The following is a 25,482-nucleotide window of genomic DNA, read 5'->3' on the forward strand; positions in this document are numbered from 1 at the left end:
GAATGTGCACGCCCAGTTGCTGGTGGACAACAACACCCGGCTGTGGGTGTTCAGTCCGCAAACCCTGACGTGTGCCGATCCGCCGGCGATGATCGGCTACTGCGATCAGGCTCAGGGCAGCAACCGCACCTTCTACGCGCACTACCGCTCACTGGGCGGCCGCAACGGGCACTTCGACTTCCCGGTCGGCGGGCAGCACGACTGGGGCAACTGGGCCGCTCAGCTGGCCGCCATGTCGAACGACGTTGCGGCAGCTATCAAGTAGGTCACAAGTGCGCACGAACTGTTAACCTTCCGCAATCTTTTGGAGCTCTGGGGCACGTAGGGCCAGCCGGTACCGTGGAGACGTGCAGCGCTGGGACGGTCGTGTGGTCGGCAACGCCGCCGGTGGCGCGAGGAGACGCACCGGCACGGCCCGGCGCGCGCTGCTGGTGGTCGCACTGCTCGGTCTGGCGGCTTGGCCGCTGCTGGCCTGCAGTGCAGGTGAGGACTTGGTGACCACCGCGCCCCCGTCCGAGCAGACCTCCGGCGCCGTCCACGGCCAGGGTGCGTTGCTGGGCCCAGACGTCAACCTGCAGTCCACCAAGCTCACCGTCACCCCCAGGCAGCGAGGGTTCCTCGATGCGCTCTCGGCCGTGGGTGTGCACCCGTCCAGCGAGCTGGAAGCCTTGAGCATCGGTTCTCACATCTGCCAGGCCCACGCCGCCGGTCAAAGCGATCAGGCAGTCTGGGATTACGTAGCCCCCATGGTGCGCAGCGACGTCGCCGACTCGGTGTCGTTGGCGCCACCACCACACACCATCCCCGAGCCGCAGGTGAACCAGGTCACCGCCGACTACATCCGGATCGCTACCCAGCGGCTCTGCTAGCAGGAAGACAACGCCCCTTAGATGGCTCGAAACTCCCGGACTAATGCCCGGCGTCGGCGGCACCGCATTCTCGGCCTGATCGCCGCCGGAGCGATGGCGATCGCGGTGGCTCTCGTCGTCGCGATCGTCGTCATCGTCGTGCGCCGGCCGGAGTCGCCGCCGACGGCCATTCCGCCGACCGCCCTCCCACCCACCAGCACACCCGGACCGCACAAACCGCGCCCGGAGTTCCAGGACGCCAGTTGCCCGGACGTCATGCTGGTCGCGATCCCCGGCACCTGGGAATCGTCGCCGACGGACGATCCGCTCAACCCGACTCAGTTCCCGTTGTCGCTGCTCGGCAACGTCACCCGGCCGCTCGTCGACCAGTTCGGCCGCGACCGGGTGGAGGTGTACACCGTTCCCTACACCGCCCAGTTCCACAATCCGCTGTCGGCGGACAAGCAGATGTCCTACAACGACAGTCGCTCCGAGGGCACCAGGGCCGCGGTCAAGGCGATGACCGATATGAACGACCGTTGCCCGCTGACCAGCTATGTCCTGGTCGGCTTCTCCCAGGGCGCTGTCATCGCCGGCGATATCGCCAGCGACATCGGCAACGGTCGCGGCCCCATCGACGAAGATCTGGTCCTCGGTGTGACGTTGATCGCCGACGGCCGACGCCAGGACGGCGTCGGGCAGGACCTCGGTCCCAACCCGCCCGGGCAGGGCGCCGAGATCACGTTGCACGAGATCCCCACCCTGTCCGCGATGGGCTTGACCATGACCGGCGAGCGGCCGGGCGGGTTCGGCGCGCTGAACAACCGGACCAACGAGATCTGCGGCGCCGGTGATCTGATCTGCGCGGCGCCGCAGGAGGCGTTTAATATCGGCAACCTGCCGACCACTCTCGAGGTGCTGGCGGGCGGTGCCGGGCAGCCTGTGCACGCGCTGTACAACACGCCGCAGTTCTGGAACCTCGACGGTCAAACGGCCACGCAGTGGACACTGAATTGGGCACGCAACCTCATCGAGAACGCGCCGCACCCCAAACACGGGTGACGTGGGAGCTTCGGCGGTCCAGGATTTGGCCGCCGCCGCTACTGCGCCTAACATTAAGAAGAAAATAAGAACTGCACGCGCCAAGGGCACCCCGGCCGACCGAGCCGTTCAGGTCCCAGAAGGGGCCTGGATGGCTCTGTACGATCTGTGAGGTTTGGGGCCCGCGACGCAGGGCGACCGGTGGCGCGATGTGATGCGCGGCCGCCGCAGGGGCCCGACACAGATGTGTTCTGACAGGAGATTGGTATGCCGTTCCACAACCCGTTCATCAAGAACGGCCTGATCACCTTCCCCGAGGGCGCCAGCGTGGTCAAGCACGTGGAGCGATGGGCCAAGGTCCGCGGCGACAAGCTCGCCTACCGTTTCCTGGATTTCTCTGTAGAGCGTGACGGCATCGTCCGTGAGCTCACCTGGGCCGACTTCGGTGCCCGGAACCGGGCGGTCGCGGCCCGCCTGCAACAGGTGACCCAGCCTGGCGACCGGGTGGCGATCCTGTGCCCGCAGAACCTCGAGTACCTGGTCGCGTTCTTCGGCACGTTGTACTCCGGTCGCATCGCGGTCCCGCTGTTCGACCCGGCCGAACCCGGTCACGTCGGCCGGCTGCATGCCGTGCTGGATGACTGCGGCGCCACGGCGATCCTCACGACCACCGACTCCGCGGAGGGGGTGCGCAAATTCTTTCGCAGCCGGCCGGCCAAGGAACGCCCCCGCGTGATCGCCGTTGACGCGATCCCGGCAGAGGTCGGAGCCACCTGGGAGCAGGTCGAGAGCGGCCGGGATGACGTGGCTTACCTGCAGTACACCTCCGGGTCCACTCGGGTCCCGAGCGGTGTGGAGATCAGCCACCTGAACCTGGCCACCAACGTCGTGCAGGTGATCGAGGCCCTCGAGGGTGAAGAAGGCGACCGAGGCGTGTCCTGGTTGCCCTTCTTCCACGACATGGGCCTGGTCACCGCGCTGCTGCCGGCGCTGATCGGCCATTACTTCACCTTCATGACACCGGCCGCGTTCGTCCGCCGTCCCGGCCGCTGGATCCGCGAGCTGGCGTGGCGCGAGGGCGACACCGGCGGCACGATCTCAGTGGCCCCCAACTTCGCGTTCGACCACGCCGCGGCGCGGGGGGTGCCCAAGGACGACGAAGAGCCGCTGGATCTGTCCCATGTCAAGGCGATCCTCAACGGCAGCGAGCCGATCTCGGCCGCGACCGTGCAGCGCTTCAACGACGCTTTCTCCCCGTTCGGATTCCAGCCCAAGGCCATCAAGCCGTCCTACGGCCTGGCCGAGGCGACCCTGTTCGTGTCGACCACCCCGGCAGGCGAGGAGCCGACGATTCTGTCGGTCGATCGCGACGAACTCAACAGTGGCACTTTCGTTGTGGTGCCCGACGATTCGCCGAAGGCGGTGGCACAGGCTTCGGCCGGCAAGATCGGTGTGGCCGAGTGGGCGGTGATCGTCGACAACGACGCCGCCACCGAGCTGCCCGACGGCCAGATCGGCGAGATCTGGATCAGCGGCCAGAACATGGGCATCGGCTACTGGAACAAGCCGGAAGCCAGCCGCGAGACGTTCCGGAACACCCTCAAGTCTCGGACCAGCCCCTCGCATGCCGAGGGCGCGGCCGACGATGCCACCTGGGTGCGTACCGGCGATCTCGGTGCGTTCCACAACGGTGAGCTCTACATCACCGGCCGGGTCAAGGACTTGGTGATCATCGACGGCCGCAACCACTATCCGCAGGACCTGGAGTACTCCGCGCAAGAGTCGACCAAGGCGGTGCGCACCGGATTCGTCGCAGCCTTCTCGGTGCCCGCCAACCAGCTGCCCGACGAGGTTTTCGAGAATGCGCACGCCGGGCTCAAGCGCGACGCCAGCGACAGTTCCGAGCAGCTGGTCATCGTCGCCGAGCGTGCGGCGGGCTCGCACAAGATGGATTTGGGGCCGGTCACCGACGACATCCGCGCCGCCATCGCGGTACGCCACGGCGTGACGGTTCGCGATGTGCTGCTCACGCCGGCCGGCGCCATCCCGCGGACGTCCAGCGGCAAGATCGGCCGGCGGGCCTGCCGCTCGGCTTACCTCGACGGCAGCCTGCGCAGCGGGAAGGTCGCCAACGCATTCCCCGACGAAGAGGAATGACGACCCAAGGAAGTACTCAGAGGCCTCATGTCTGAATCAGAAACGCCCGAAACGCCCGAAACGCCCGAAACGCCCGAAACTCGGGACATCCCGGCCCGCCCCGACATGACGGTGGCGGAGATGCGGGAATGGCTGCGCAACTGGGTGGCCAACGCGACCGGGCAGGCGCCCGGCGCGATCGACGAGTCCACTCCGATGGTCGAGCTGGGCCTGTCCTCTCGCGACGCGGTCGCGATGGCCAGTGACATCGAGGACCTCACGGGTGTCACGCTGACCGCCACGGTGGCCTTCCGGCATCCCACCATCGAGTCGCTGGCCACGGTGATCGTCGAAGGTGAGCCCGAAGTGGAATTCGACGGGGACAGCGAGGACTGGTCACGCGCCGACGGCGTCGAAGACATTGCGATCGTTGGTGTTTCGACCCGCTTCCCGGGCGATATGAATACTCCCGACGAGATGTGGGCGGCACTGCTGGAGGGCCGCAGCGGCATCTCGGATCTGCCGGAGGGCCGCTGGTCGGAGTTCCTGGCCGAACCGCGGATAGCCGAGCGGGTGGCCAAGGCCGCGACCCGCGGCGGCTACCTGTCCGACATCAAGGGTTTCGACGCCGAATTCTTCGCGCTGTCGAAGATGGAAGCCGACAATATGGATCCGCAGCAGCGGATGGCGCTGGAGCTCACCTGGGAGGCGTTGGAGAACGCTCGAATCCCGGCGTCGAGCCTGCGCGGCGCCGATGTGGCGGTGTACATCGGCGCATCGAACAACGACTACCAGTTCCTGGCGGTGGCCGATCCGACGACCGCGCACCCGTACGCGATTACCGGCACGACGAGCTCAATCATCGCCAACCGGGTGTCCTACTTTTACGACTTCCGCGGCCCGTCCGTCGCGGTCGACACCGCGTGTTCGAGCTCGTTGGTCGCCGCACACCACGGTGTGCAGGCACTGCGCTCGGGCGAGGCCGACGTCGCCGTGGTCGGCGGCGTCAACGCGATGATCACCCCACTGGTCACGATCGGTTTCGACGAGGTCGGCGGTGTGCTCGCACCGGACGGCCTGATCAAGTCGTTTTCGGCTGACGCCAACGGATATTCGCGCTCCGAGGGCGGCGGCATGCTGGTGCTCAAGCGCCTGAGCGACGCCCGCCGCGACGGCGACGAGATCCTCGCTGTCATCGCGGGTAGCGCGATCAACCACGACGGGCGCTCGAACGGTATGCTCGCGCCGAACCCCGATGCGCAGGCAGACGTGCTGCGCAAGGCCTACAAGAACGCCGGAATCAACCCGCGCACTATCGATTACGTTGAGGCACACGGCACCGGTACCATCCTGGGCGACCCGATCGAGGCCGACGCGCTCGGCCGGGTGATCGGCCGGGGCCGTGCCGCCGACCGACCCGCGCTGCTGGGCGCGGTGAAATCCAACGTGGGACATCTGGAGTCGGCAGCCGGTGCGGCCAGCCTGGCCAAGGTGGCCCTGTCGCTGAGCCGTGACAAGGTCCCGCCGTCGATCAACTACACCGGGCCCAACCCCTACATCGACTTCGACGCAATCCGGATACGGGTGGCCGACAAGGTCACCGACTGGCCCCGCTACAGCGGCCATGCGATCGCCGGGGTGTCCGGGTTCGGCTTCGGCGGCGCCAACGCACACCTGGTATTGCGCGAGGTGCTCCCTTCGGATCTGGTTGAGCCTGAGGCGAAATCCGAGGCAGCCGAAGAGAAGGCCACGCCCGACGCCAACGCCGTGTATGTGGGCGGGGTCCGGATGGACGAGTACGGTGAATTCGTCGATGACGCTCCCGAGGACGAGTATGCGGCGGCGGCCAACACGTTCGCCGAGGACGCCGAGCTGGATCTGCCCGGCCTGACCGACGAGGCGCTGGAACTGATCGAGGCTGCCCGCGCGGAGTGGGAGTCGGCAGAGAAGCCTGTTCCCGTTGTGCCGCTGGCGGTTTCGGGATTCCTGACCTCGCGTAAGCGGGCCACCGCAGCCGAACTGGCCGACTGGGTGGACAGTCCGGAGGGTCGGGCGACATCGCTGGAGGCCATCGGGCGCTCGTTGTCGCGGCGCAACCACGGCCGCTCGCGCGCCATCGTGCTGGCTCACGACCACGACGAGGCGGTCAAGGGTCTGCGCGCGATCGCCGACGGGAAGCAGAGCCCGCTGGTGTACAGCGCGGACGGGCCGGTGACCAACGGACCGGTGTGGGTGCTGGCCGGATTCGGTGCGCAGCACCGCAAGATGGGCAAGAGCCTCTATCTGCGCGATCCGGTGTTCGCCGAATGGATCAACAAGGTAGACGCGCACATCCAGGACGAGCGCGGCTATTCGGTTGTCGAGCTGATCCTCGACGACGTGATCGACTACACAGCCGAAACCTGCGAATATCCCATCGAAGTGGTCCAGACGGTGATCTTCGCCCTCCAGATCGCACTCGGTGAACTGCTCAAGCACCACGGCGCGAAACCTGCCGCCGTGGTTGGTCAGTCACTCGGCGAGGCGGCCGCCGCCTACTTCTCCGGGGGTCTGTCGCTGGCCGATGCCACCCGCGCCATCTGCTCCCGCGCGCACCTCATGGGTGAGGGCGAGGCGATGCTGTTCGGTGAGTACATCCGTCTGATGGCGCTGGTGGAGTACTCCGCCGAAGAGATCAAGACCGTGTTCTCCGACTTCCCGGGTCTTGAGGTGTGCGTGTACGCCGCCCCGACCCAGACCGTCATCGGCGGTCCGCCCGAGCAGGTCGACGCGATCATCGCCCGCGCCGAATCCGAGGGCAAGTTCGCCCGCAAGCTGCAGACCAAGGGCGCCAGCCACACCCAGCAGATGGACCCGCTGTTGGGCGAGCTGGCCGCTGAGCTACAGGGTATCGAGCCGCACCCGCTGCAGACGGGTTACTTCTCGACCGTGCACGAGGGTAGCTACATCCGCCCGGGCGGTGAGCCGATCCACGACGTGGACTACTGGAAGAAGGGGCTGCGGCACAGCGTCTACTTCACCCACGGCATCCGCAACGCAGTCGACAACGGCTACACCACCTTCCTGGAGCTGGCGCCGAACCCGGTGGCACTCATGCAGGTTGGGCTGACCACGGCCTCGGCGGGACTGCACGACGGGCAGCTGATCGCCACCCTGGCCCGCAAGCAGGACGAGGTCGAGTCCATGATCGCGGCGATGGCCCAGCTCTACGTGTACGGCCACGACCTGGATATGCGGACCCTCTTCGAGCCGGGGGAGTACGCACACATCCCGCCGACCCGCTTCAAGCGCAAGCCGCACTGGCTGGATGTGCAGTTCACCGGCGACAGCTCGGTGATGATGCCGGGTAACCACGTCGCCACCCCGGACGGCCGTCACGTCTGGGAGTACTCGCCCAAGGGCCAGACCGACCTGGCCGCGCTGGTGAAATCCGCTGCGGTGCAGGTTCTTCCCGACGCGAAGCTGACGGCATCCGAACAGCGCGCGGTCGTCGGCGACGGTGCCCGGCTGGTGACGACGCTGACCCGCCATCCCGGTGGTGCCTCGGTGCAGGTGCATGCCAGGATCGACGAGTCGTTCACGCTGGTCTACGACGCCGTCGTCACCCGCGGCGGTGCGGTGTCAGCGCTGCCGTCCGCCGTGGCGACGGGCGTCGCCGTAAGCGCACCTGCGGTGGCGGCCGTGGAAGAGGACGACGACGCAGATATCTTGTCCGACAACCTGACCGCGGGTGCCGGCCTGGCGGCCGGCTTCGCGAAGTGGTCGCCGGATACCGGTGAAACCGTGCATGACCGGCTGGCCGCGATCGTCGGCGGGGCGATGGGCTACGAGCCTGAGGACCTGCCGTGGGAGGTGCCGCTGATCGAGCTGGGGCTGGATTCGCTGATGGCGGTTCGGATCAAGAACCGCGTCGAGTACGACTTCGACATGCCGCCCATCCAGTTGACCGCGGTGCGCGATGCCAACCTGTATGCCGTCGAGAAGCTCATCGAGTACGCGATCGAGCACCGCGACGAGGTCGAGCGTCTGGCCGAGGCGCAGAAGGGTAAGACCGCCGAGGAGATCGCCGCCGAACAAGCCGAGCTGATGGGCGGTGCCAGCACCGTCGCGGAGCTCGAAGCCAAGCTCGCCGAGGCGGGCCACCCGATCGCGACTGAGGCCGAACCGAAGATCCCACCGCCGCCCACCGACCCCAGCGGTCCGGGTAAGTCGACGGCTGCCGCAGCGGCGGCCAAGGTGCTGACCCAGGAGGCCGTCACCGAGGCACTCGGTGCCGACGTACCGCCGCGCGACGCCGCCGAACGCGTGACGTTCGCGACCTGGGCGATCGTCACCGGCAAGTCGCCGGGGGGCATCTTCAACGAGTTGCCCGCCGTCGACGACGCGACCGCGACGAAGTTGTCCGAGCGGCTCTCGGAACGCGCTGAAGGTGTCATCAGCGTCGACGAGGTGAAGTCCGCCAAAACCATTGAGGCGCTGGCCAACACGGTCCGCGGCCAGCTCGAGGAGGGTGTGGTCGACGGGTTCGTGCGCACCCTGCGTGCCCCTGTCGACGGGAGCACGAAAACCCCGGTGTTCGTGTTCCACCCGGCCGGCGGGTCGACAGTGGTCTACGAGCCGTTGATGAAACGGCTGCCGGCCGATACCCCGGTCTACGGGTTGGAGCGGGTCGAAGGCTCGATCGAGGAGCGCGCCGCCGAGTACGTGCCCAAGCTGATGGAAATCAACGGCACCGGCCCCTACATCCTCACCGGCTGGTCGCTGGGCGGGGCGTTGGCCTACGCCTGTGCGGTCGGCCTCAAGCGCAACGGCTGCGACGTCCGCTTCGTCGGGCTGATCGACACCGTGCGCGCCGGCGAGGAGGTGCCGCAGACCAAGGAGGAGATCCGCGCGCGCTGGGACCGCTACGCGCTGTTCGCGGCGCGCACCTTCAACGTCGAGATCCCGGAGATCCCGTACGAGCAGCTCGAGCAGCTCGACGACGAGGGTCAGGTCAGGTTCGTGCTGGACGCCGTCAAGGAGAGCGGGGTCGACATCCCGGGCGGGATCATCGAGCACCAGCGCACGTCCTATCTGGACAACCGGGCCCTGGACACCGCCAAGATCGAGCCCTATGACGGGCATGTCGCGCTGTACATGGCCGATCGCTATCACGAGGACGCGATCATGTTCGAGCCGCGCTATGCCGTGCGCCAGCCCGACGGTGGCTGGGGTGAGTTCGTCGCCGATCTGGAGGTCGTTCCGATCGGGGGCGAACACATCCAGGCGATCGACGAGCCGTATATCGCCAAGGTTGGCGCCCACATGAGCGAGGCGATCAACCGTATCGACGCCGAGGAGAACGAGGCCAAGTGACCACGCAGAGCGCTCCCGCCCACCACCCGGTCACCACTGCAGAGAAGCTCGCCGAACTTCGCGAGAAGCTGGAACTGGCCAAGGAGCCGGGCGGGGAGGCGGCCGCCGCCAAGCGCGACAAGCGCGGCATTCCCAGCCCGCGGGCCCGCATTCACGCCCTGGTGGATCCGGGCAGTTTCCTGGAGATCGGGGCATTGGCCCGTACGCCCGGCGATCCGAACGCGTTGTTCGGCGACGGCGTGGTCACCGGGCACGGCACCATCAACGGCCGCCCGGTCGGCGTCTTCAGCCACGACCAGACGGTGTTCGGCGGTTCCGTGGGAGAGATGTTCGGCCGCAAGGTTTCCCGGTTGATGGAGTGGGTAGCCATGGTCGGCTGCCCGATCATCGGCATCAATGACTCCGGCGGCGCCCGCATCCAGGACCTGGCCACCTCGTTGGCCTGGTACGCCGAGCTGGGCCGCCGCCACGAGCTGCTCAGCGGCCTGGTGCCCCAGATCTCGATCATCCTGGGCAAGTGCGCCGGCGGCGCGGTGTACTCACCGATCCAGACCGATCTCATCGTCGCCGTGCGCGACCAGGGCTATATGTTCGTCACCGGCCCCGACGTCATCAAGGACGTGACCGGTGAGGAAGTCACCCTCGACGATCTCGGTGGCGCCGACGCGCAGGCCAAATACGGCAACATCCACCAGGTGGTCGACTCCGAGAAGGACGCCTTCTCCTACGTCCGTGACTACCTGGAGTTCCTGCCCGCCAACACCTTCGACGACGCGCCGGTCATCAACCCGGGTCTGGAGCCCGAGATCACCCCGCACGACCTGGAACTGGACAGCCTGGTTCCCGACGCCGACAACACCGCCTACGACATGCACGAGATCCTGCTGCGGATCTTCGACGACGGTGATTTCCTCGACGTCGCCGCACAGGCCGGCCAGGCGATCATCACCGGGTATGCCCGGGTCGACGGTCGCCCGGTGGGTGTGATCGCGAACCAGCCGATGTACATGTCGGGGGCCATCGACAATGAGGCGTCGGACAAGGCCGCCCGGTTCGTGCGGTTCTGCGACTCGTTCAACGTGCCGCTCGTCTTCGTCGTCGACACCCCGGGCTTCCTGCCCGGCGTCGAACAGGAGAAGAACGGCATCATCAAACGTGGTGGCCGGTTCCTCTACGCCGTCGTCGAAGCCGATGTGCCGAAGGTGACCATCACCATCCGCAAGTCGTATGGCGGTGCGTATGCGGTGATGGGCTCCAAGCAGCTGACCGCCGACTTCAACTTCCTGTGGCCTACGGCGCGCATCGCCGTGATCGGCGCCGAGGGTGCCGCGCAACTGATCGTCAAGCGGTTCCCCGATCCCAACGCGCCGGAGGTGCAAGAGATCCGCCGGCAGTTCATCGAGGGCTACAACCGGGACATGGCCACGCCGTACGTGGCCGCCGAGCGTGGCTACGTCGATGCGGTGATCGAACCGCACGAGACCCGGCTCAAGCTGCGCAGTGCGCTGCGGATTCTGCGCAACAAGCAGATCCAGCGTGTGCAGCGTAAGCACGGCCTGATCCCGATCTAGGCCCGTGAGCAGGCTGGCCGTCGGCGACGTCATCGAGCCGATTCACTTCACCGGCTTGGACGGTGCGGATATCCCGGTACCCGGAGCGGGTCGGGTGCACCTGCAGTTCCGCCGATTCGCCGGCTGCCCGATCTGCAGCCTGCATCTCCGCGGTTTCGCCGATCGGCACGTCGCGATCGCGGCAGCGGGAATCACCGAGGTGGTGTTCTTCCACTCCGCTGCCGAGCACCTCCGCGGCTACCAGGCCGACCTTCCGTTCGCCGTCGTCGCCGACCCGGATCGGTTGTACTACCGCAGGTTCGGGGTCGAGAAGGGAGTCCGGTCACTGGCCGACCCGAGGGCGCTGGCCGCCGCCTTCCGGGGTGGACGCCAGTGGTTGGCCCACCGCGGCGAACCGGATTGGGCCGGTGTCGGCGAGAACGACGGGACCACGCACCTGGGGCTGCCCGCCGACTTCCTGATCGACACCGACGGCACCGTGTTGGCCGTCCACTACGGCCGTCATGCCGACGACCAGTGGTCGGTGAACGAGCTGCTCGCGATCAACCGCGGCTAACCCACAGTGGGGCGATCGGCTATCCACAGACGTTACTCACACCTGTGTAATTCGGAGTAACTTAGCTCAACTGTCAATTTTGACGAAACGACAGCCCTGGCCGGCGGGGCAGAACTACGGTGGCGAGGTGACTACCAAGCCGCTAGCCGCCCCCGGCCGGGACGGCCGCCACGTATACACCTGTCCGCTGTGTGAAGCCATGTGCGGCTTGGAGATTCAGGTCTCTGAAGGCCGCGTCGCGGGCATCCGGGGCAACCCGGACGACGTCTGGAGCCGCGGTCATCTGTGCCCCAAGGGCGCGTCGCTGGGCGCCATCCACGAAGATCCCGACCGGGTGCGGGCCCCGATGATCAAGGTCGACGGACAGTGGCAGGAGGTCAGCTGGGATGCGGCGTTCCGGCGCTGTACCGAGCTACTGGCGCCGGTGATCGCCGAGCACGGCATCGGGGCGGTCACCTGCTACACCGGCAACCCGCTGGCACACTCGTTCTCGCTGGGCCGCTACACCGGTGTGTTGCTGGGCATGTCGGGCATCCCGGTCAGCTATTCGCCCGGCACCGTCGACCAGTGGCCCAAGAACCTCTCGTCGCATCTGATGTACGGGAACTGGTGGGGATTCCCGGTTCCCGACATCGAGCGGACCGACCTGCTGGTGGTGATGGGCGCCAACCCGGCCGCCTCCCAGGGCTCGTTGCTGGCGGCACCGGACGTGATGGGCATCATCGGGCGCATCGACACCGTGATCGTCATCGACCCGGTGCGCACGGCGACGGCCGCCAAGGCCGACGAATGGCTGCCGATCACCCCGGGCACCGACGCCGCCCTGCTTCTCGCGGTGGTGCACACCCTGTTCGATGAGGACCTGGTTCGCCCGGGCGCCCTCGCCGAACACCTCGACGGGGTCGACACCCTGCGAGAGGCTGCCGCCGACTGGTCGCCCGAGCGGGTCGCCCCGGTGACGGGCATCGACGCCGACCGGATCAAACAGCTGGCCCGCCAGCTCGCCGAGACCGAGAACGCAGTCGTCTACGGGCGAATCGGCCTGTGCAACCAAGAGTTCGGCAGCCTGGCCAGCTGGCTGGTCGACGTCGTCAACATCCTCACCGGCCACTTCGACACCGCCGGTGGTGCCATGTTCCCCCGGCCCGCGGTGTGGACGGTGACCGCCCAGCCGCAGCCGGGGCTGGAGGGGGGTCTACCGGAGTTCGGCCGCTGGCAGACCCGGGTGCGGGGGGCCAAGGAGGTACTGGGCCAGGTGCCGGTGTCGTGTCTGGCCGAGGAGATCGAGACACCGGGCGAAGGCCAGATCAGGGCGCTGATCACGGTGGCGGGTAACCCCGTGCTGTCCACTCCCCAGGGCGACCGCCTCGATCAGGTGCTGCCCGGGCTCGACGCGATGATCTCGGTCGACCTGTGGCTCAACGAAACCACCCGGCACGCCGACGTGATCCTGCCCGGCCTGTCGCCGCTGGAGCAGCCCCACCACGACGATCTGATCCTGGCGTTCGCGATCAACAGCATCGCCAACTATTCGGCGCCGGTGTTCGTCCCCGAGGATCCCGAGCGGCCCGAAGAGTGGGAGATCCTGATCCGGCTGACCGGCCTGTGCGCGGGCACGCCGGCCGAGGACGTCGACGTCGCCGCCATCGACGACGGCTTCTTCGACTACCTGTGCTTCACCCAGGGGCTCGACGGCGCCCAGATCCGCGGTCATTACCCGAGCGGTGGCCCGGAGCGCATTCTGGATTTGACGTTGCGCACCGGGCCGTTCGGCGACCGCTACGGCGAGAACCCCGGCGGGCTGAGCCTGGCGAAACTCAAGCAACAGCCCAATGGGGTCAACTTCGGGCCGATGGTGCCCCAGGTCCCGGAGATCCTCAGCACCCCGGAGAAGAAGATCCGGCTGGCCCCGCAGTATCTACTCGACGACATTCCGCGGCTGGCCCGCCGCATGGAGCGTGAGCCCGACGAGCTGGTTCTGGTCAGCCGGCGCCACCTGCGATCGAACAACTCGTGGTTGCACAATGTTTCGGCGCTGATGAAGGGCCGCGACCGCTGCACGCTGCTGATGCATCCCGACGACGCCGCCACCCGCGGGGTGTCCGGTGGCGACACGGTGTCGGTGGTGTCGTCGGCGGGACGTATCGATGTGCCGGTCGAGGTGACCGACGCCATCAAGCCCGGTGTGGTGTCGATGCCACACGGCTGGGGGCACGGCAAGCCCGGCACCCGGATGTCGGTGGCCAACGGCTCACCCGGCGTCAACACCAACATCCTGTCCCCGCCGACGTTCCTCGACGAGCCGTCGGGCAATGGTGCACTCAACGGGATCCCGGTGACCGTCGGGCCGGTGTCCGTAGACTCCGCCCAATGAGTGATACCGAGCTTGACGCCGTCCGCACGGCCGGGGCGGCCATCGGCGAAGCCATCAGTGTGTTCATGCTGAACCCGGACACCTTCGAGAAGAGCCTGGCCGCCGGCTATCCCGACCCGTTCGCGGCCTACTTCGCGGGCCGCGGCGGTGTCCTCGGCGACGCCACCGGCACCACGGTCACCGCGGTGTTCGCCGTATTCGAACCCAATCTCGCCCGATCGTGCTGGGAGAACGGGGTCGCGGTCCACGGTGCGTCCGAGAGCTGCCGAATCTACTGGGGCCAGGCTGCCGACTTCGCCCGCAAGTACCTGGCCGATGCCACCGGCCTGGACCGGTTGGCCGCCCTCGGCGAGAAGGTGATCGCCGCGGCCGACGAGCCCGGCCTGCCGCTGTACGCGGGCTGGCGGGCCATGCCGCTGGCCGACGACGCCGCGGCACGGGCGTTCCAGGTGATGTTCGTGCTGCGGGAACTGCGCGCTGCGGTGCACTTCAACGCCCTCACGATTTCGGGTCTGACCCCGGTCGAAGCGCACATCCTCAACCATGGGACGGACTACGCCGCGTTCATGGGCTGGCAGCCGCCGTTCATCGACGCGGCCGACAAGAAGGCTCTGTACGCCGAGGTCGAGGATGTCACCAACCGGCGGATGGCCCAGATCTTCCGCTCCGCGCTGACCCCCGACGAGGCCGACGAGCTGGCCGCCCTGGCCGTGTCCGCTCTGGCCGTTCTGAAAGCGAGTGCGCCACCCCCCGCCGGAGGCTGACTACGATCTCGGTGTGTTCTGGGAACGACTTCCGCTGATCGGTGGGCCGCTGCGCGCCACCCGGGTGGAAGCCACCAGGATCGGCATCGCGGCGGTGACCAGGATCGCGGAACTCGTGATCGAGCAGATCGACCTGACGACGCTGGTCCGCGAACGTGTCGACATCGACGCGATAGTGGCGGATGTGGACATCGACGCGATCATCGCGCGGATCGATTTGATCGGACTGGCCGACCAGATCATCGATGGTGTCGACCTCCCCGCGATCATCCGTGATTCCACTGGAACCGTCACCGCCGAGGTGATGACGGACGTGCGCACCCAGACCGCCCGCGCCGACGACATGGTATCCGGCTTCGTGGATCGCATGCTGGGGCGTCAACCGGGATCACAGGATCTTCAGTGACCAATGCCGGGATCGTGTCCCGGGGTCTGGCCGCCCTGGTGGACATGGTGATCGTGGTCGTGACAATGGGCGTTCTCTATCTCGGGCTGACGCTGACCCTGCTGATCCTCCACCCGGCGGCATTCCGATTTCCCGCGCCGAATCTGATCTTCTCCACCACCGCGACGCTGGTGGTGTCGGTGTTGTACCTGACCGCGTGCTGGACGTTGTCCGGACGGACGGTGGGCACGGTCTTACTGGGTGTTCGGGTGGTGGACCGGCACGCCGAGCCGCTGCGGATTGCTGTCGCCGCACTTCGGGCGGTGGCCTGCGTGCTGTTCCCGATCGGGCTGCTGTGGGTGGCCGTGGACCGGCAGCGGCGGTCCGCACAGGACATCGTGCTGGGTAGCCGGGTGATTTATGACCGTCCCAGCCCGGGTGCTCCGGTTCGATAATCGACGGCTTCGCACTTTAAGATGCCCCAATGCCGTTAGCTGACGGCCAGGTCGTCGCGGGTTACACCATCCTGCGGACGCTGGGGGCCGGAGGTATGGGCGAGGTGTACCTCGTCCAGCACCCCAGGCTGCCGCGGTATGACGCACTCAAGGTGCTCGGATCCGCGGTCAGCTCTGATGAGGAATACCGGCAGCGTTTCAACCTCGAGGCCGACATGGTGGCCATGCTGTCGAACCCTCACATCGTGACGATCTACGACCGCGGCGAGTTCGACGACAAGCTGTGGATCGCGATGGAGTACATCGACGGTACCGACGCCTCCCGGCTGCTGGCCGACCGCTATCCGTACGGGATGCCACCGGATGAAGTGGTGCGCATCATCACCGGGGTCGCGGACGCGCTCGACTACGCCCATAGTCGCGGTCTGCTGCACCGCGACGTCAAGCCCGCGAACATCTTGCTGGGCGTTCCCGGCACCGGCGACGAGCGGGTCATGCTGGCGGACTTCGGGATCGCCCGCTGGATGGGCCAGGCCAGCGGACTGACCGGGACGAACATGACCGTCGGCACGGTCGCCTATGCCGCTCCCGAGCAGCTCAAGGGCGAGGACATCGACGGTCACGCCGACCAGTACGCGCTGGCCGCAACCGCTTACCATCTGCTGACCGGCATGCCGCCGTTCACCCACACCAATCCGGCGATCGTGATCAGCCAGCACTTGAGTTCGGATCCGCCCGCTATCGGTACCAAGCGGCCTGAACTGGCTTGTCTGAGCCCGGTTTTCGCCAGGGCGCTGGCCAAGGATGCCGACAAACGCTACCGCCGCTGCGCTGATTTCGCCCGGGCGCTAGCGCAGGGCCTGGGTACCGCGGAACAAGAATTCCACTCCAGCGACGTGACGAGCCAGGCGCTGGCGGTCGGCCAGGCCGTCAGGCCCGGCCGCGCCCGGCACGCCAAATCGGAGACCACGTCGTCGCGACGCCGGCTGGCGATCCCGGCGATCCTCGGTGCCGTGGTGGTCATCGCCGGTGCGGCGGCCGGGCTTTCGCTGCTGCTCGGTCACCACAAAGTGGACAGCGCCGCGACCGCGCAGACGGCGCACCCAGCGGCACCGCCGCCGGCCGTCTCCGGCCGGATGGATCTGCCGGTCGTGGTGATCGGCGCGAATTGCGCCGTGCTGGGTGCGGCGGCGGTCAGTGAGAGTGGTGCGCCCGCCTATTGCGCGCATGCCGCCCCGGGGGCCGACGCCACCGTTTGGTCGCTGCAGCCGGAGAAGCTGCGCAGCGATCCGCAGACGACCACCGCCACACCCTGAACACCGTTGGTTACAGCGGGATCCACTGGCCCAGGAACCAGAATCCCCAGCCGTGACCGTTGCCGGCCGGCATCGGCTGCACCCACTGGCCATTCCAGTTGAACGGCTGGTGGTCTTGGCGGCCCTGGTCGATTCCGCGCTGCTGCCAATTGACCGGCCCGTTGTTCGGGCCGTTGTTGGGCCCGTTGCCCGGCCCGTTGTTCGGACCCTGCTGGCACCCCGGAGCGTTCGGCCCTCCGCACGGCTGACCGGGGTTGGCGCTTGCCGTGCCGATGCCCAGCCCGAACAGGCCGGCGGCACCGATACCCGCCACGGCCGTCGTGGTGTACACCATGCGTTTGAGGTTCATCGTGATCTCCGTCCCATCGCTTCGCGTGTTGTGTCGTGATTGCTTGCGATAGCGACGTTAGGAAGCGTTGATGGGCGCCCGCTGTGACGCCGCTAAGCCCGTCCTTGGCGTTCAGTAACGGATCGAAAACAGTTCTTTATCAACACTTTTGATGATCTATACGGCAGCAGCGGTCCCCCCACAGAGCGGGGGCTCGATGTCGATCTGCAGGGCTCGACTTCCTCGTAAGGCACCAGCGTTCATCCCGAATCCGGGCAACGACGGGCTCAGGTCCGTTCCTTGGGCAGGGTTTCCCCCCGGAAGAAGGCCGGAGCCTTGAGATTCCACAGAGCCATCAATACCGCGCCGAATGCCAGGCTGAGAACGCCGACGACGAACGCCATGCCGATGCCCAGAATGGATCCACCCGAACCGTTGTCCGGGTTCGCCATCATGTAGGCCTCGACGACGCCGACCGGGATGAGGACGAGCGCGCCGATGCCGGGCAGAATCACCTGGCCCATCGCTGTGCGCCACGATCGAAAGGCGGTGCGCCAGAAGTACACCACCGAAGAGATCGCGACGACGACGTAGTAGGTCATGATCGCGATCCCCACGCTGTAGACCGAATCGGCGACGACGCTGTCACTGATCACGTCCAGCACGCAGTAGATCACCAGGCTGGTGAGGCCGATGACCCAGGTCGCGAACTTGGGCGTCGAGCTCACCTCGCTCACCGACGCGAACCGATCCGGTACCGCCTTGTAGGTCGCCATCGACAGCAATCCGCGCGCCGTGGGCATGACCGTGGACATCGTCGCCGAGAACGCGGACAACCCGACGACCAGGGCGGCGATCATCGCGCCGCGGGTGCCGATCGACCCGGTGGCCAATGTGGTGAACACGTCGTCGATGTTGCCTTCGTGCGTCAGGCTCGTCGGACTGTTCGGGTCGATACCGGCGTATGCCAGTGCTGCCACGCTGAAAATCACATAGGTGGCAACGGTGATCAGGATCGCGGTGACCCCGCTGCGGCCGGCCTGTTCCGGCGTTCCGGACGTCTCCTCGGACATGGCGAGTGAGGCGTCGAAGCCCCAGAAGATGAAGATAGCCACCAGGAATCCGCCGAGCAGGCTGCTGAAGTCGTGGATTGCGAACGGGTTGAACCACTCCCACGAGAATGACTCCGCGGTCGGGCTCTGCTCGCCGCGGAAGACCGCGGTGAGCATGATGATCGCGAACAGCAGCAGGCCGCCGTACTGGACGATCGTGAGGATCAGTGTGGTGCGCGAGGATTCCTCGGCTCCGCGGGCGACCAACCACGTCGTCAGCAGGATGAACACCGTCGCGACGAGGATGTCGAACCACACCGGCGAGTGCTCCATCCCGAGCCACACCGCGGTGGCGTTGGTCAGGATGCCGGCCGCGCCGACCCCGGCCAGAATGGACGACAGTATCAGCGCGAACCCGCCCATCCAGCCGACGTGTGGCGCGATCGCCTTAGAGCCCCAGGTGAACACGGTCCCGGCGTCCGGGGCGGCATCGGTGAGGTGTTTGTAGGCCAGTGCCACGAAGTACATCGGGATGACCGCGAGGATGAAGACGATCGGCAGCTGATAGCCGGTCTCCTCCGCACCGTACCCGAGGGCACCGGTCAGCGAATATGCCGGCGCGGTGGCCGCCAGACCGATCGCCACCGCACCAACCAGGGAGACCGATCCCTTCTTGAGCCCCTTGGATCGGAGGCCGTGCATCAACGGGTCGATGATCGCTGCGTCTTCAGCCATGTGCGGATTCTGTCATCGCTAACGCCGATTGGCCGCCTCTACGGCAAAGTTAGGGGTTGATCCGACTAAGGCTTGATCCTGATGGGCCCCGGCATCCACAAGCCGCCGCGAGTTGCCGTGCCCAGGTCGATCTCCGCGGGCTGGCTCTGCACGATCGTCTCGAACTGGCGCAGTGAACCCCAGTCACGACCCCAGTCGTGTGACAGGTAGGTGGCCATCACGTGGGCACGCAGCAAAAGGTCGGTGATGCCGAGCAGCCCACCGTTGCGACCGTCCTCCCAGGTGTCGGTGTCGTGCATCTTCGCGCTGTAGTCCGGGGTGATCCGGAACTTCGGCACCTCGATGACACCGTTGGCGTGCAGCATCGGCTGCTGGCACGGGAAGGCCAGGCCCACCGCCCAGTCCATCAGCACAGGCTGGGTCGAGCCGACGAACTCCTGTACCGACTGCAGTTCGGGCACCCGCGGCGGGGTCACGGCCAGCCAGTCGCCCGGTGTCAGTGACCGGTCGGCGGCCACGATCCGCACCGTGGTCGCATCGGCGGGGATGTCCGAGCGGGCGAACCGCAGATTGCGCCACGACGGCGCCGGGCCGAGGTCGTAGGGGCTCACCCGGCCGGCGGGCACCGGGGCGCCGTCGGGTCCGGGCTTGCCGTATTCCAGTTCCACGGTCTGGCCGTCGGTGTAGCCGTCGAGCACACTGCGCCCGGCGATGGTGCCGGCCGCGGTGACGACCACCAGCGGATGACCGTCGTCGTCGGGCGGCAGCTGGTACCACGCCGAGTTCAGGGTGGCCTCCTGCTGCGGGCCGGCGACGTAGCTACCCGCCAGCGGCACCCGCGCCGGGTCGAGGCCGTAGGGCAGCGGCACGGTCGACCCGTTGATACCCGGCGTGTCGAGCTTGATCGGCTGATCCCAGTCGTAGTCGGTCCCCGGCTGCGGATTGGTCAGCCGAATAGCCTCGGCGACAATGTGTTCGGGCACCCCGTTGGGTGTGAAGCCAACGGGGTTGGTGCCGCCCAGCGGGCCCAGCGGGCCGTAATCCCCGGGCAGCGGAGTCAGAAATCCGGCGTTGGTGTCCGGCTCGACCAGTACGTCGTCGGCCAGCCCGCAGCCGCCGGAGAACGATCGCAGGTTGGCCCAGGCGTTGGAATAGGTCGGGTACTGGCGCACCACGCCCGCTGCCATGGAGGCGATGAACACCAGCACCATGAAGCCGGCGGCCAGCGGGATCGGCGCGGTGGTGACGGCCCGCGCGAGGCGGCCCTCACCGTGGTCGCGGCTGTTGAAGTGCAGCCAGACCGTGTAGATCGCCGACAGGGCGAACAGCGCGAAGAAGATTGTGCTGACTGTGATTCCGGCGATGCGGGGCATCGCGTTGTTGAACGGCACGCCGTAGCTCGACACGTACCACCAGCCGTTGGTGGTGGCGAAGCACAGGGCGAGCAGGAAGAACACCGCGGTGACGACCGTCATGCGGTTGCGCGACCAGCGCAATACCGTGGGCGACGCCAGTACGGTGCACACCGCGGCCATGGCAGCCCCCACCGCGGCGAACAGCCCGAAGTGGTGCACCCACTTGGTCGGGGTGAACATCAGGAAGAACATCGTCGCGAAGATCACGCCCATCAACCGCCATACCGGTCCACGGGCCACCCCGGCAACGCGCTTGCGGCGCAACATGATGAACATCGAGGTGAACAGCGACAGTGCGGTGACGAAGAAGCCGAACCGGCGCGACAGCGAGCCGTCGACGGTCGGCAAGAACAGGTAGTAGTAGCGCAGGTTCTCGGTGTACCAGGCCTGGCTGGGCCCGATGTCGGTGCGAATCCTGGTCGCTTCCAACACCGTTGCCAGCGTCTGGTCGGCGAACACGACGGTGAGGATGATGGTGCCGGCGGCCAGTAGCGGAAGAATCAGGGGCCAGGTACCCACCACCGCGCGCCTGCGCACCACGATCCGCAGGATCGGGCGGCCACCGGCGATCAGCGCGGCGACCGCGATCAGGCCGGTCGGCTGGATGCCAAGGGTGAACGCGGCGCTGACGATCGCCAGCGCGGCCGGGGTCAGCCGGCCCGAGATGATGGCGCGCTCGATCAGCACGTAGGTGATCAACGCGCCGGTGGCGATCTGGCCCTCGGGACGCAGGCCGTTGTTGAACGGCATCCAGGCGGCCATCAGCACCAGCCCGGCCGCCCACAGCGCAGGCCGGCTGGCGATCACGGCGGGTCCCAGCCGGGGCAGCACCTCGCGGGACAGCAGCAGCCAGCAGACCAGCGCACAGACCAAGTCCGGCAACCGCATCCAGATGCTGGCATCGCTGACGTGGGTCATCAGCGCCAGCACGTTGTAGAACCAGCCGAACGGGTCTTCGGGGCTGCCGAACCACCGGAAGTAGTTCGACATATAGCCGGCGTGGTCGGCCACCCGGGCCATCTGCAGGATGTAGCCGTCGTCGGACGAGTTGGCGCCCATCACGTGCCACACCACGAAGCCGGTGACCACCGTCAAGTCGACGGCGGTGAACGTTCGCCAGCGCTGTGGGATCAGCTTGTGCATGCGACGGCCGTCGAGTCGGTCCAGCCGCCACAGCGCCAGCAGCGCTATCGCGGTGGCGGCCATCGCCAGCAGCATCGCGGCGAGCTTCAAAACCGTTGGCTTGGTGGTGAACCGGGTGTCGATCGTCGCTGACACGCTGAGCCCGGGTGGCGCCGGCCCGGTCAGGTCGGTGAACACCCCGACTATCGCCGGCCGCAGATTCGAGTCGGCGAACCCGCTGCGCTGTTCCTTGCCGGTGGCCGGATCCGTCAACCCCACGAAGGTGGCGAACGTCCCGTCGGTGGTGGAGCTGATCTCGATCCGCTGACACTGCGCGGAGGCGACCCTGGCCCGGGGCACGCTGGCGATCACCACGTTGCGGTCGGTGATGTCCACCCGCTGCGCGGTCACGTTGACGAACAGCGAATTCAGCGCCGCCTCTTTGCCTTTCTGCGGTGCCAGCCCCAGCACCAGACCACCCGCCGGCGGCATCGACCGGATCACCTCGCAGGGCACCGTCGCCGTCAGCGATACCGGCGCCTGGGAGATCAGCGGTGCGGTGACATTGCTCAGCTGTCCGGCCTGCGGCCAGTTCAACGTCGCGGTGGTCTGTTGCACGGGAAGCAGGGGGGTCAGGACGGAGAGCACGAAGCCGACCAGCCCGGCGACGATAGCCACCCAGCGGGTGATCGTCACGTCTTGGGCAGCGTCGCGGGCGTTGGCGGCGAGAGTCTGTGTCATGGCAGTGCCCTGATGGGTCCGCTACGGCTCCACCCGAACACTGTCTTGGCGCCCTGGTCGATGACGGCGTCGGGGGCCTGGGCCGACGGCACCAGGCGGATATAGCGCTCGATGGCGCCCCAGTCCCGGTACCAGTCGTCGCGCAGGTAGGTCGGGACCGTCGAGGTGGTCAGCAGTCCCTGGATGAACAGGAAAGGGCCACCGGCGCGCGCGGATTGCCACATATTGCTCGACACCACCACCTGCTTGAGGTTGGGCAGGATCCGGTACTCCGGGAGCTCGGCGACACCGAGGTGTTCGGAGAATGGCCGCTGGCACGGGAAATTCGCCGCCGTGGCGATGTCCATCAAGACCGGGGTCTGTGAACCGAGGAATTGCTGGGCGGTCTCCAGAACCGGCACCCGGGGCGGGGTGAAGCCGAACCACTGGTCGGTGCTCAGGTTCGGGTCGTCGGCGACGATGCGTGCGACGTTGGCCTCCGGCGGCGCCCAGCTCAATGGGAATCGCAGATTGCGCCAGGCCTTTTGGGCGATCACATCGATGGGCTGTACTGAGTCGAGGGCCTGGAAGCTGCCGTCCGGACGGTGCACACCCCATTGCAGTTTGAGGGACTGTCCGTAGTTGAACTGGCCCTCTTCGTCGTAGAACCAGATCGCGCCTGCGGCCGCGACGGTGACCAGCGGCCGGTCCGGTGTGCGTGGGGGCAGCTGGTACCACGCCGAAGTCGCCTTGGCCGCAACGGTGTTCTCGTTGTAGCTGCCCATCACCGGCGTGGTCTTGGGATCCAGCCCGAACGGCAGGAACACCCGCGAACCGTTGACCCCGACCGGTCCGTAGCCGCCGCCGGTGCCCGCGGCGAAGGCGATGCCCGCGTTGGGCTTGTTCGGTGAGGCGTCGGAGTTGACCGTGCCGGGGTTGGCCACGAACGGTTCGGCGGGATCGAGGGTGTCACTGATCCCGTTGGGGGTGAAGCCGACCGGGTTCTCCCCGCCAAGCGGCCCGTACTTGCCCCACTTCTGGCCCGGAACCGGTTGCAGCATGCCGGCATTGGTGTCCGGTTCGACGAGGACATCATCGGCCATCGCGCAGCTGGTGTCCGACAGGCCCGATTTCAGTGCGGACAGGTTGGCCGCGGCGGTGGTGTACACGGGGTAGCGCTGGGCGAAGGCCTTGGTCATCGAGCCCACCTCGAGCAGCACCATGATGAGCGCGAACACCAGCAGCGGGGTCGACGCCAGGGCTCTGTTGCGTCCGGTGTTCTTCACTTCGGTGTGGCCGCTGTAATCGATTCGGAAGTGCAGCCATCCGGCGAGCAGGCCGGTGACGATCGCCAGCGCGAGGAACATCGTCGTCACGGGCTGGTGGGCGATCACCGGCTGGCGATCGAACCACGGCACCCCGTAGCTGCCGACGTAGAACCAGCCGTTGGTGCCCGAAGTCGCCCAGGCCAGGACGAACAGCAGCGAGGTGACGTACAGCGCGAGGTTGCGTCGGCTGTGCAGGCCGACACGGGCGAAGGTGAACGCGGTGACCGCGCCCAACGCCCCGGCCAGCCCGGCGAACGCACCGAACTGGACCGCCCACTTGGTCGGGGTGAAGGTCAGCAGCAACAGCCCGATCGCGGTGGTGCCGATCAACCGCCACACCGGACCCTTGGCCACCCCGGGCACGTGGCCGCGGCGCAGCAGTACCGCCAGCATGCCGAACAGGCACAGCATCATCACCAGGACGGCGAAGCGCCGGGTCAGCGAGCTCTCCACGTTGTCTTCGACGGTGAGGAAGTAGTACCGCAGGAAATCCTGGTACCACGCGATCGTCGGCCCGACGACGTATTTGATGCGGGCGGATTCGGCGACGGCGGCCAGCGTCTGGTCCCGGAAGACGACGACGAAGATGACCGAGAGCGACGCGGCCAGCGCGGCCAGCGGCGCCAGCAGGCCGTCGGTGGGACGGCGCGCGGTGATCCCCCGGGCGATGGCCCGGGCACCCACGAGCAGCGCGGCGATGGCGATCAGTCCCTGGGGGGCCAGCGTCACACTGAACACAGCGATCACGATTGCGGCGGCGGCCGGAACAAGGCGCCGGGTCGCGATCGCGGTCTCCACCAGGGTCCACACGGCCAGCGCGCCGAAGGCGATCAGCGGTTCGGGCCGCAACCCGTTGTTGAACGGCAGCCAGGCGGCCAGGAAGACCGCGCCGGCCGTCCACACCGTCACCCGGTTGAGCGCCAGGCGTCTACCCAGCCGCGGCAGTACGCAGCGGCTCAGGATCAGCCAGGTGCCGATGCCGGCGGCGGTGGCCGGCAGCCGCATCCACACCCCGGCCGTGCTGATCGCGGCGAGGTGGGCCAGCACCGATTGATACCAGTCGAATGGGGCCTCGGTGGCGCCGAAGTAGCGGAAGTAGTTGGCCGTGTAGCCGGCTTCGCCGGCAACCCGCGCGATGGTGAGGTTGTAGCCGTCGTCGGACGAGATCGCACCGATGACATGCCAGAGGAGCAATACGCCGACCACCCCGATATCGGCCACCCAGGTCGCTACCCCGACTCGCAGGAACCGCCGCCATGCGCCGGGCGTCCGCCTCGCTCCTGACCGCCGGTCCAGCACGCCGAGCGCGATGACCGAGGCGACCACGCAGGCGATGCCCAGCACCATCACCGTGATCTTGAGCGTGCCCGGGCTGGTGATGAACCGGGTGTCGATGTCGATGCGCGCCGCCAAGCCCGGCTGCGAGGCCACCTTCAGGTCGGTGAAGATCCCGTTGATGGCCGGCTTCTTTTCGGCTGCCAGCGTGCCGGCGGCTCCCGGGATACCGGCGAAATCGGCGCCGACCCCACCCGGTCCGGCCCAGATGTGCAGATCGCTGCACGCGCCTGCCGCGATGGCCGGGCGGGGGGCGACTGCGGCCACGGTGTCGCGGAAGGCGACGACGACGGTGTTGGGGTTGGCGCGCACGAACAGACCGTTGCGGCTGGCGTCGATTCCGGCGGGCGGGATCGTCGAGAAGACCAGACCGCCTTCGGCGGGCAACGTCGCGATGACCCGGCAGGGAATCGTCACGTCCAGTGACTGCGGCGCGCCCGACACCAACGGCGCGGTGATGTCGCTGACCATGCCGTCGGCTCCGGGCGCCTGCGGCCAAGTGATGGCGGCCGTGGTCTGGGTGACCGGCAGCAGCGGCACCACACCGCAGAGCAGAACACCCAGGATTCCTGCGACAACGGCGACTAGTCGGGCGATCCGGGGGGAGTCCGATCTGTCGCTGGGCACGAGGCTCGATGGTAGGCGA

At 67.4% G+C, this 25,482-nt stretch carries 16 protein-coding genes; 12 read left to right on the forward strand and 4 right to left on the reverse strand.

Annotated elements, in window-relative coordinates:
* The 12 genes from ORI27_RS16790 to ORI27_RS16845 all read left to right on the forward strand — a co-directional run.
* The coding region (locus ORI27_RS16790; RefSeq protein WP_265998110.1) for an alpha/beta hydrolase-fold protein at positions 1-265 on the forward strand (265 nt) is incomplete at its 5' end.
* A gap of 82 nt (positions 266-347) precedes the next feature.
* A complete protein-coding gene (locus tag ORI27_RS16795) occupies positions 348-869 on the forward strand; it encodes a DUF732 domain-containing protein (protein WP_265998111.1) in 522 nt (173 codons plus the stop codon).
* Positions 870-890: 21 nt separating this feature from the next.
* Positions 891-1,910: a carboxylesterase Culp6 gene (gene culp6, locus ORI27_RS16800; RefSeq protein WP_265998112.1), complete on the forward strand. Its 1,020-nt coding sequence runs from the start codon at positions 891-893 to the stop codon at positions 1,908-1,910.
* A 246-nt stretch (positions 1,911-2,156) separates the two neighbouring features.
* Positions 2,157-4,046 carry a long-chain-fatty-acid--AMP ligase FadD32 gene (gene fadD32, locus ORI27_RS16805; RefSeq protein WP_265998113.1) on the forward strand — a complete coding sequence of 630 codons (1,890 nt, stop codon included), beginning with the start codon at positions 2,157-2,159 and terminating at the stop codon, positions 4,044-4,046.
* A 105-nt stretch (positions 4,047-4,151) separates the two neighbouring features.
* Entirely contained in the window at positions 4,152-9,380 is a 5,229-nt protein-coding gene (gene pks13 / locus ORI27_RS16810) for a polyketide synthase Pks13 (RefSeq protein ID WP_407666340.1), read from the forward strand.
* A complete protein-coding gene (locus ORI27_RS16815; protein WP_265998115.1) occupies positions 9,377-10,951 on the forward strand; it encodes an acyl-CoA carboxylase subunit beta in 1,575 nt (524 codons plus the stop codon). The genes pks13 and ORI27_RS16815 overlap by 4 nt, the downstream gene beginning before the upstream one ends.
* 31 nt (positions 10,952-10,982) lie before the next feature.
* Positions 10,983-11,507: a peroxiredoxin-like family protein gene (locus ORI27_RS16820; protein ID WP_407666341.1), complete on the forward strand. Its 525-nt coding sequence runs from the start codon at positions 10,983-10,985 to the stop codon at positions 11,505-11,507.
* Between the two features lie 127 nt (positions 11,508-11,634).
* Entirely contained in the window at positions 11,635-13,881 is a 2,247-nt protein-coding gene (locus ORI27_RS16825; protein WP_265998117.1) for a molybdopterin-dependent oxidoreductase, read from the forward strand.
* Positions 13,878-14,645, forward strand: a complete 768-nt coding sequence (locus tag ORI27_RS16830) for an SCO6745 family protein (RefSeq protein ID WP_265998118.1) — start codon at positions 13,878-13,880, stop codon at positions 14,643-14,645. The genes ORI27_RS16825 and ORI27_RS16830 overlap by 4 nt, the downstream gene beginning before the upstream one ends.
* Before the next feature lie 13 nt (positions 14,646-14,658).
* On the forward strand, positions 14,659-15,051 hold the full coding sequence (locus ORI27_RS16835; protein WP_265998119.1) for a hypothetical protein: 393 nt from the start codon (positions 14,659-14,661) through the stop codon (positions 15,049-15,051).
* Complete coding sequence (locus ORI27_RS16840) at positions 15,048-15,485, forward strand: RDD family protein (protein WP_265998120.1); 438 nt, start codon at positions 15,048-15,050, stop codon at positions 15,483-15,485. The genes ORI27_RS16835 and ORI27_RS16840 overlap by 4 nt, the downstream gene beginning before the upstream one ends.
* A gap of 29 nt (positions 15,486-15,514) precedes the next feature.
* Complete coding sequence (locus tag ORI27_RS16845) at positions 15,515-16,801, forward strand: serine/threonine-protein kinase (RefSeq protein ID WP_265998121.1); 1,287 nt, start codon at positions 15,515-15,517, stop codon at positions 16,799-16,801.
* A gap of 10 nt (positions 16,802-16,811) precedes the next feature.
* On the opposite strand, the gene ORI27_RS16850 is transcribed toward ORI27_RS16845, so the two are convergent.
* From ORI27_RS16850 to ORI27_RS16865, 4 genes are all read right to left on the reverse strand, one after another.
* Positions 16,812-17,150: a hypothetical protein gene (locus tag ORI27_RS16850; RefSeq protein ID WP_265998122.1), complete on the reverse strand. Its 339-nt coding sequence runs from the start codon at positions 17,148-17,150 to the stop codon at positions 16,812-16,814.
* 266 nt (positions 17,151-17,416) lie between these two features.
* Positions 17,417-18,916 carry an APC family permease gene (locus ORI27_RS16855; protein ID WP_265998123.1) on the reverse strand — a complete coding sequence of 500 codons (1,500 nt, stop codon included), beginning with the start codon at positions 18,914-18,916 and terminating at the stop codon, positions 17,417-17,419.
* Between the two features lie 65 nt (positions 18,917-18,981).
* Positions 18,982-22,194 (reverse strand): arabinosyltransferase domain-containing protein, encoded by a 3,213-nt coding sequence (locus ORI27_RS16860; protein WP_265998124.1) that lies wholly within the window; start codon positions 22,192-22,194, stop codon positions 18,982-18,984.
* Positions 22,191-25,463 (reverse strand): arabinosyltransferase domain-containing protein, encoded by a 3,273-nt coding sequence (locus ORI27_RS16865; protein ID WP_265998125.1) that lies wholly within the window; start codon positions 25,461-25,463, stop codon positions 22,191-22,193. The genes ORI27_RS16860 and ORI27_RS16865 overlap by 4 nt, the downstream gene beginning before the upstream one ends.
* Positions 25,464-25,482 lie beyond the last annotated feature (19 nt).

Source organism: Mycobacterium pinniadriaticum (assembly GCF_026242045.1).
Classification (GTDB): domain Bacteria; phylum Actinomycetota; class Actinomycetes; order Mycobacteriales; family Mycobacteriaceae; genus Mycobacterium; species Mycobacterium pinniadriaticum.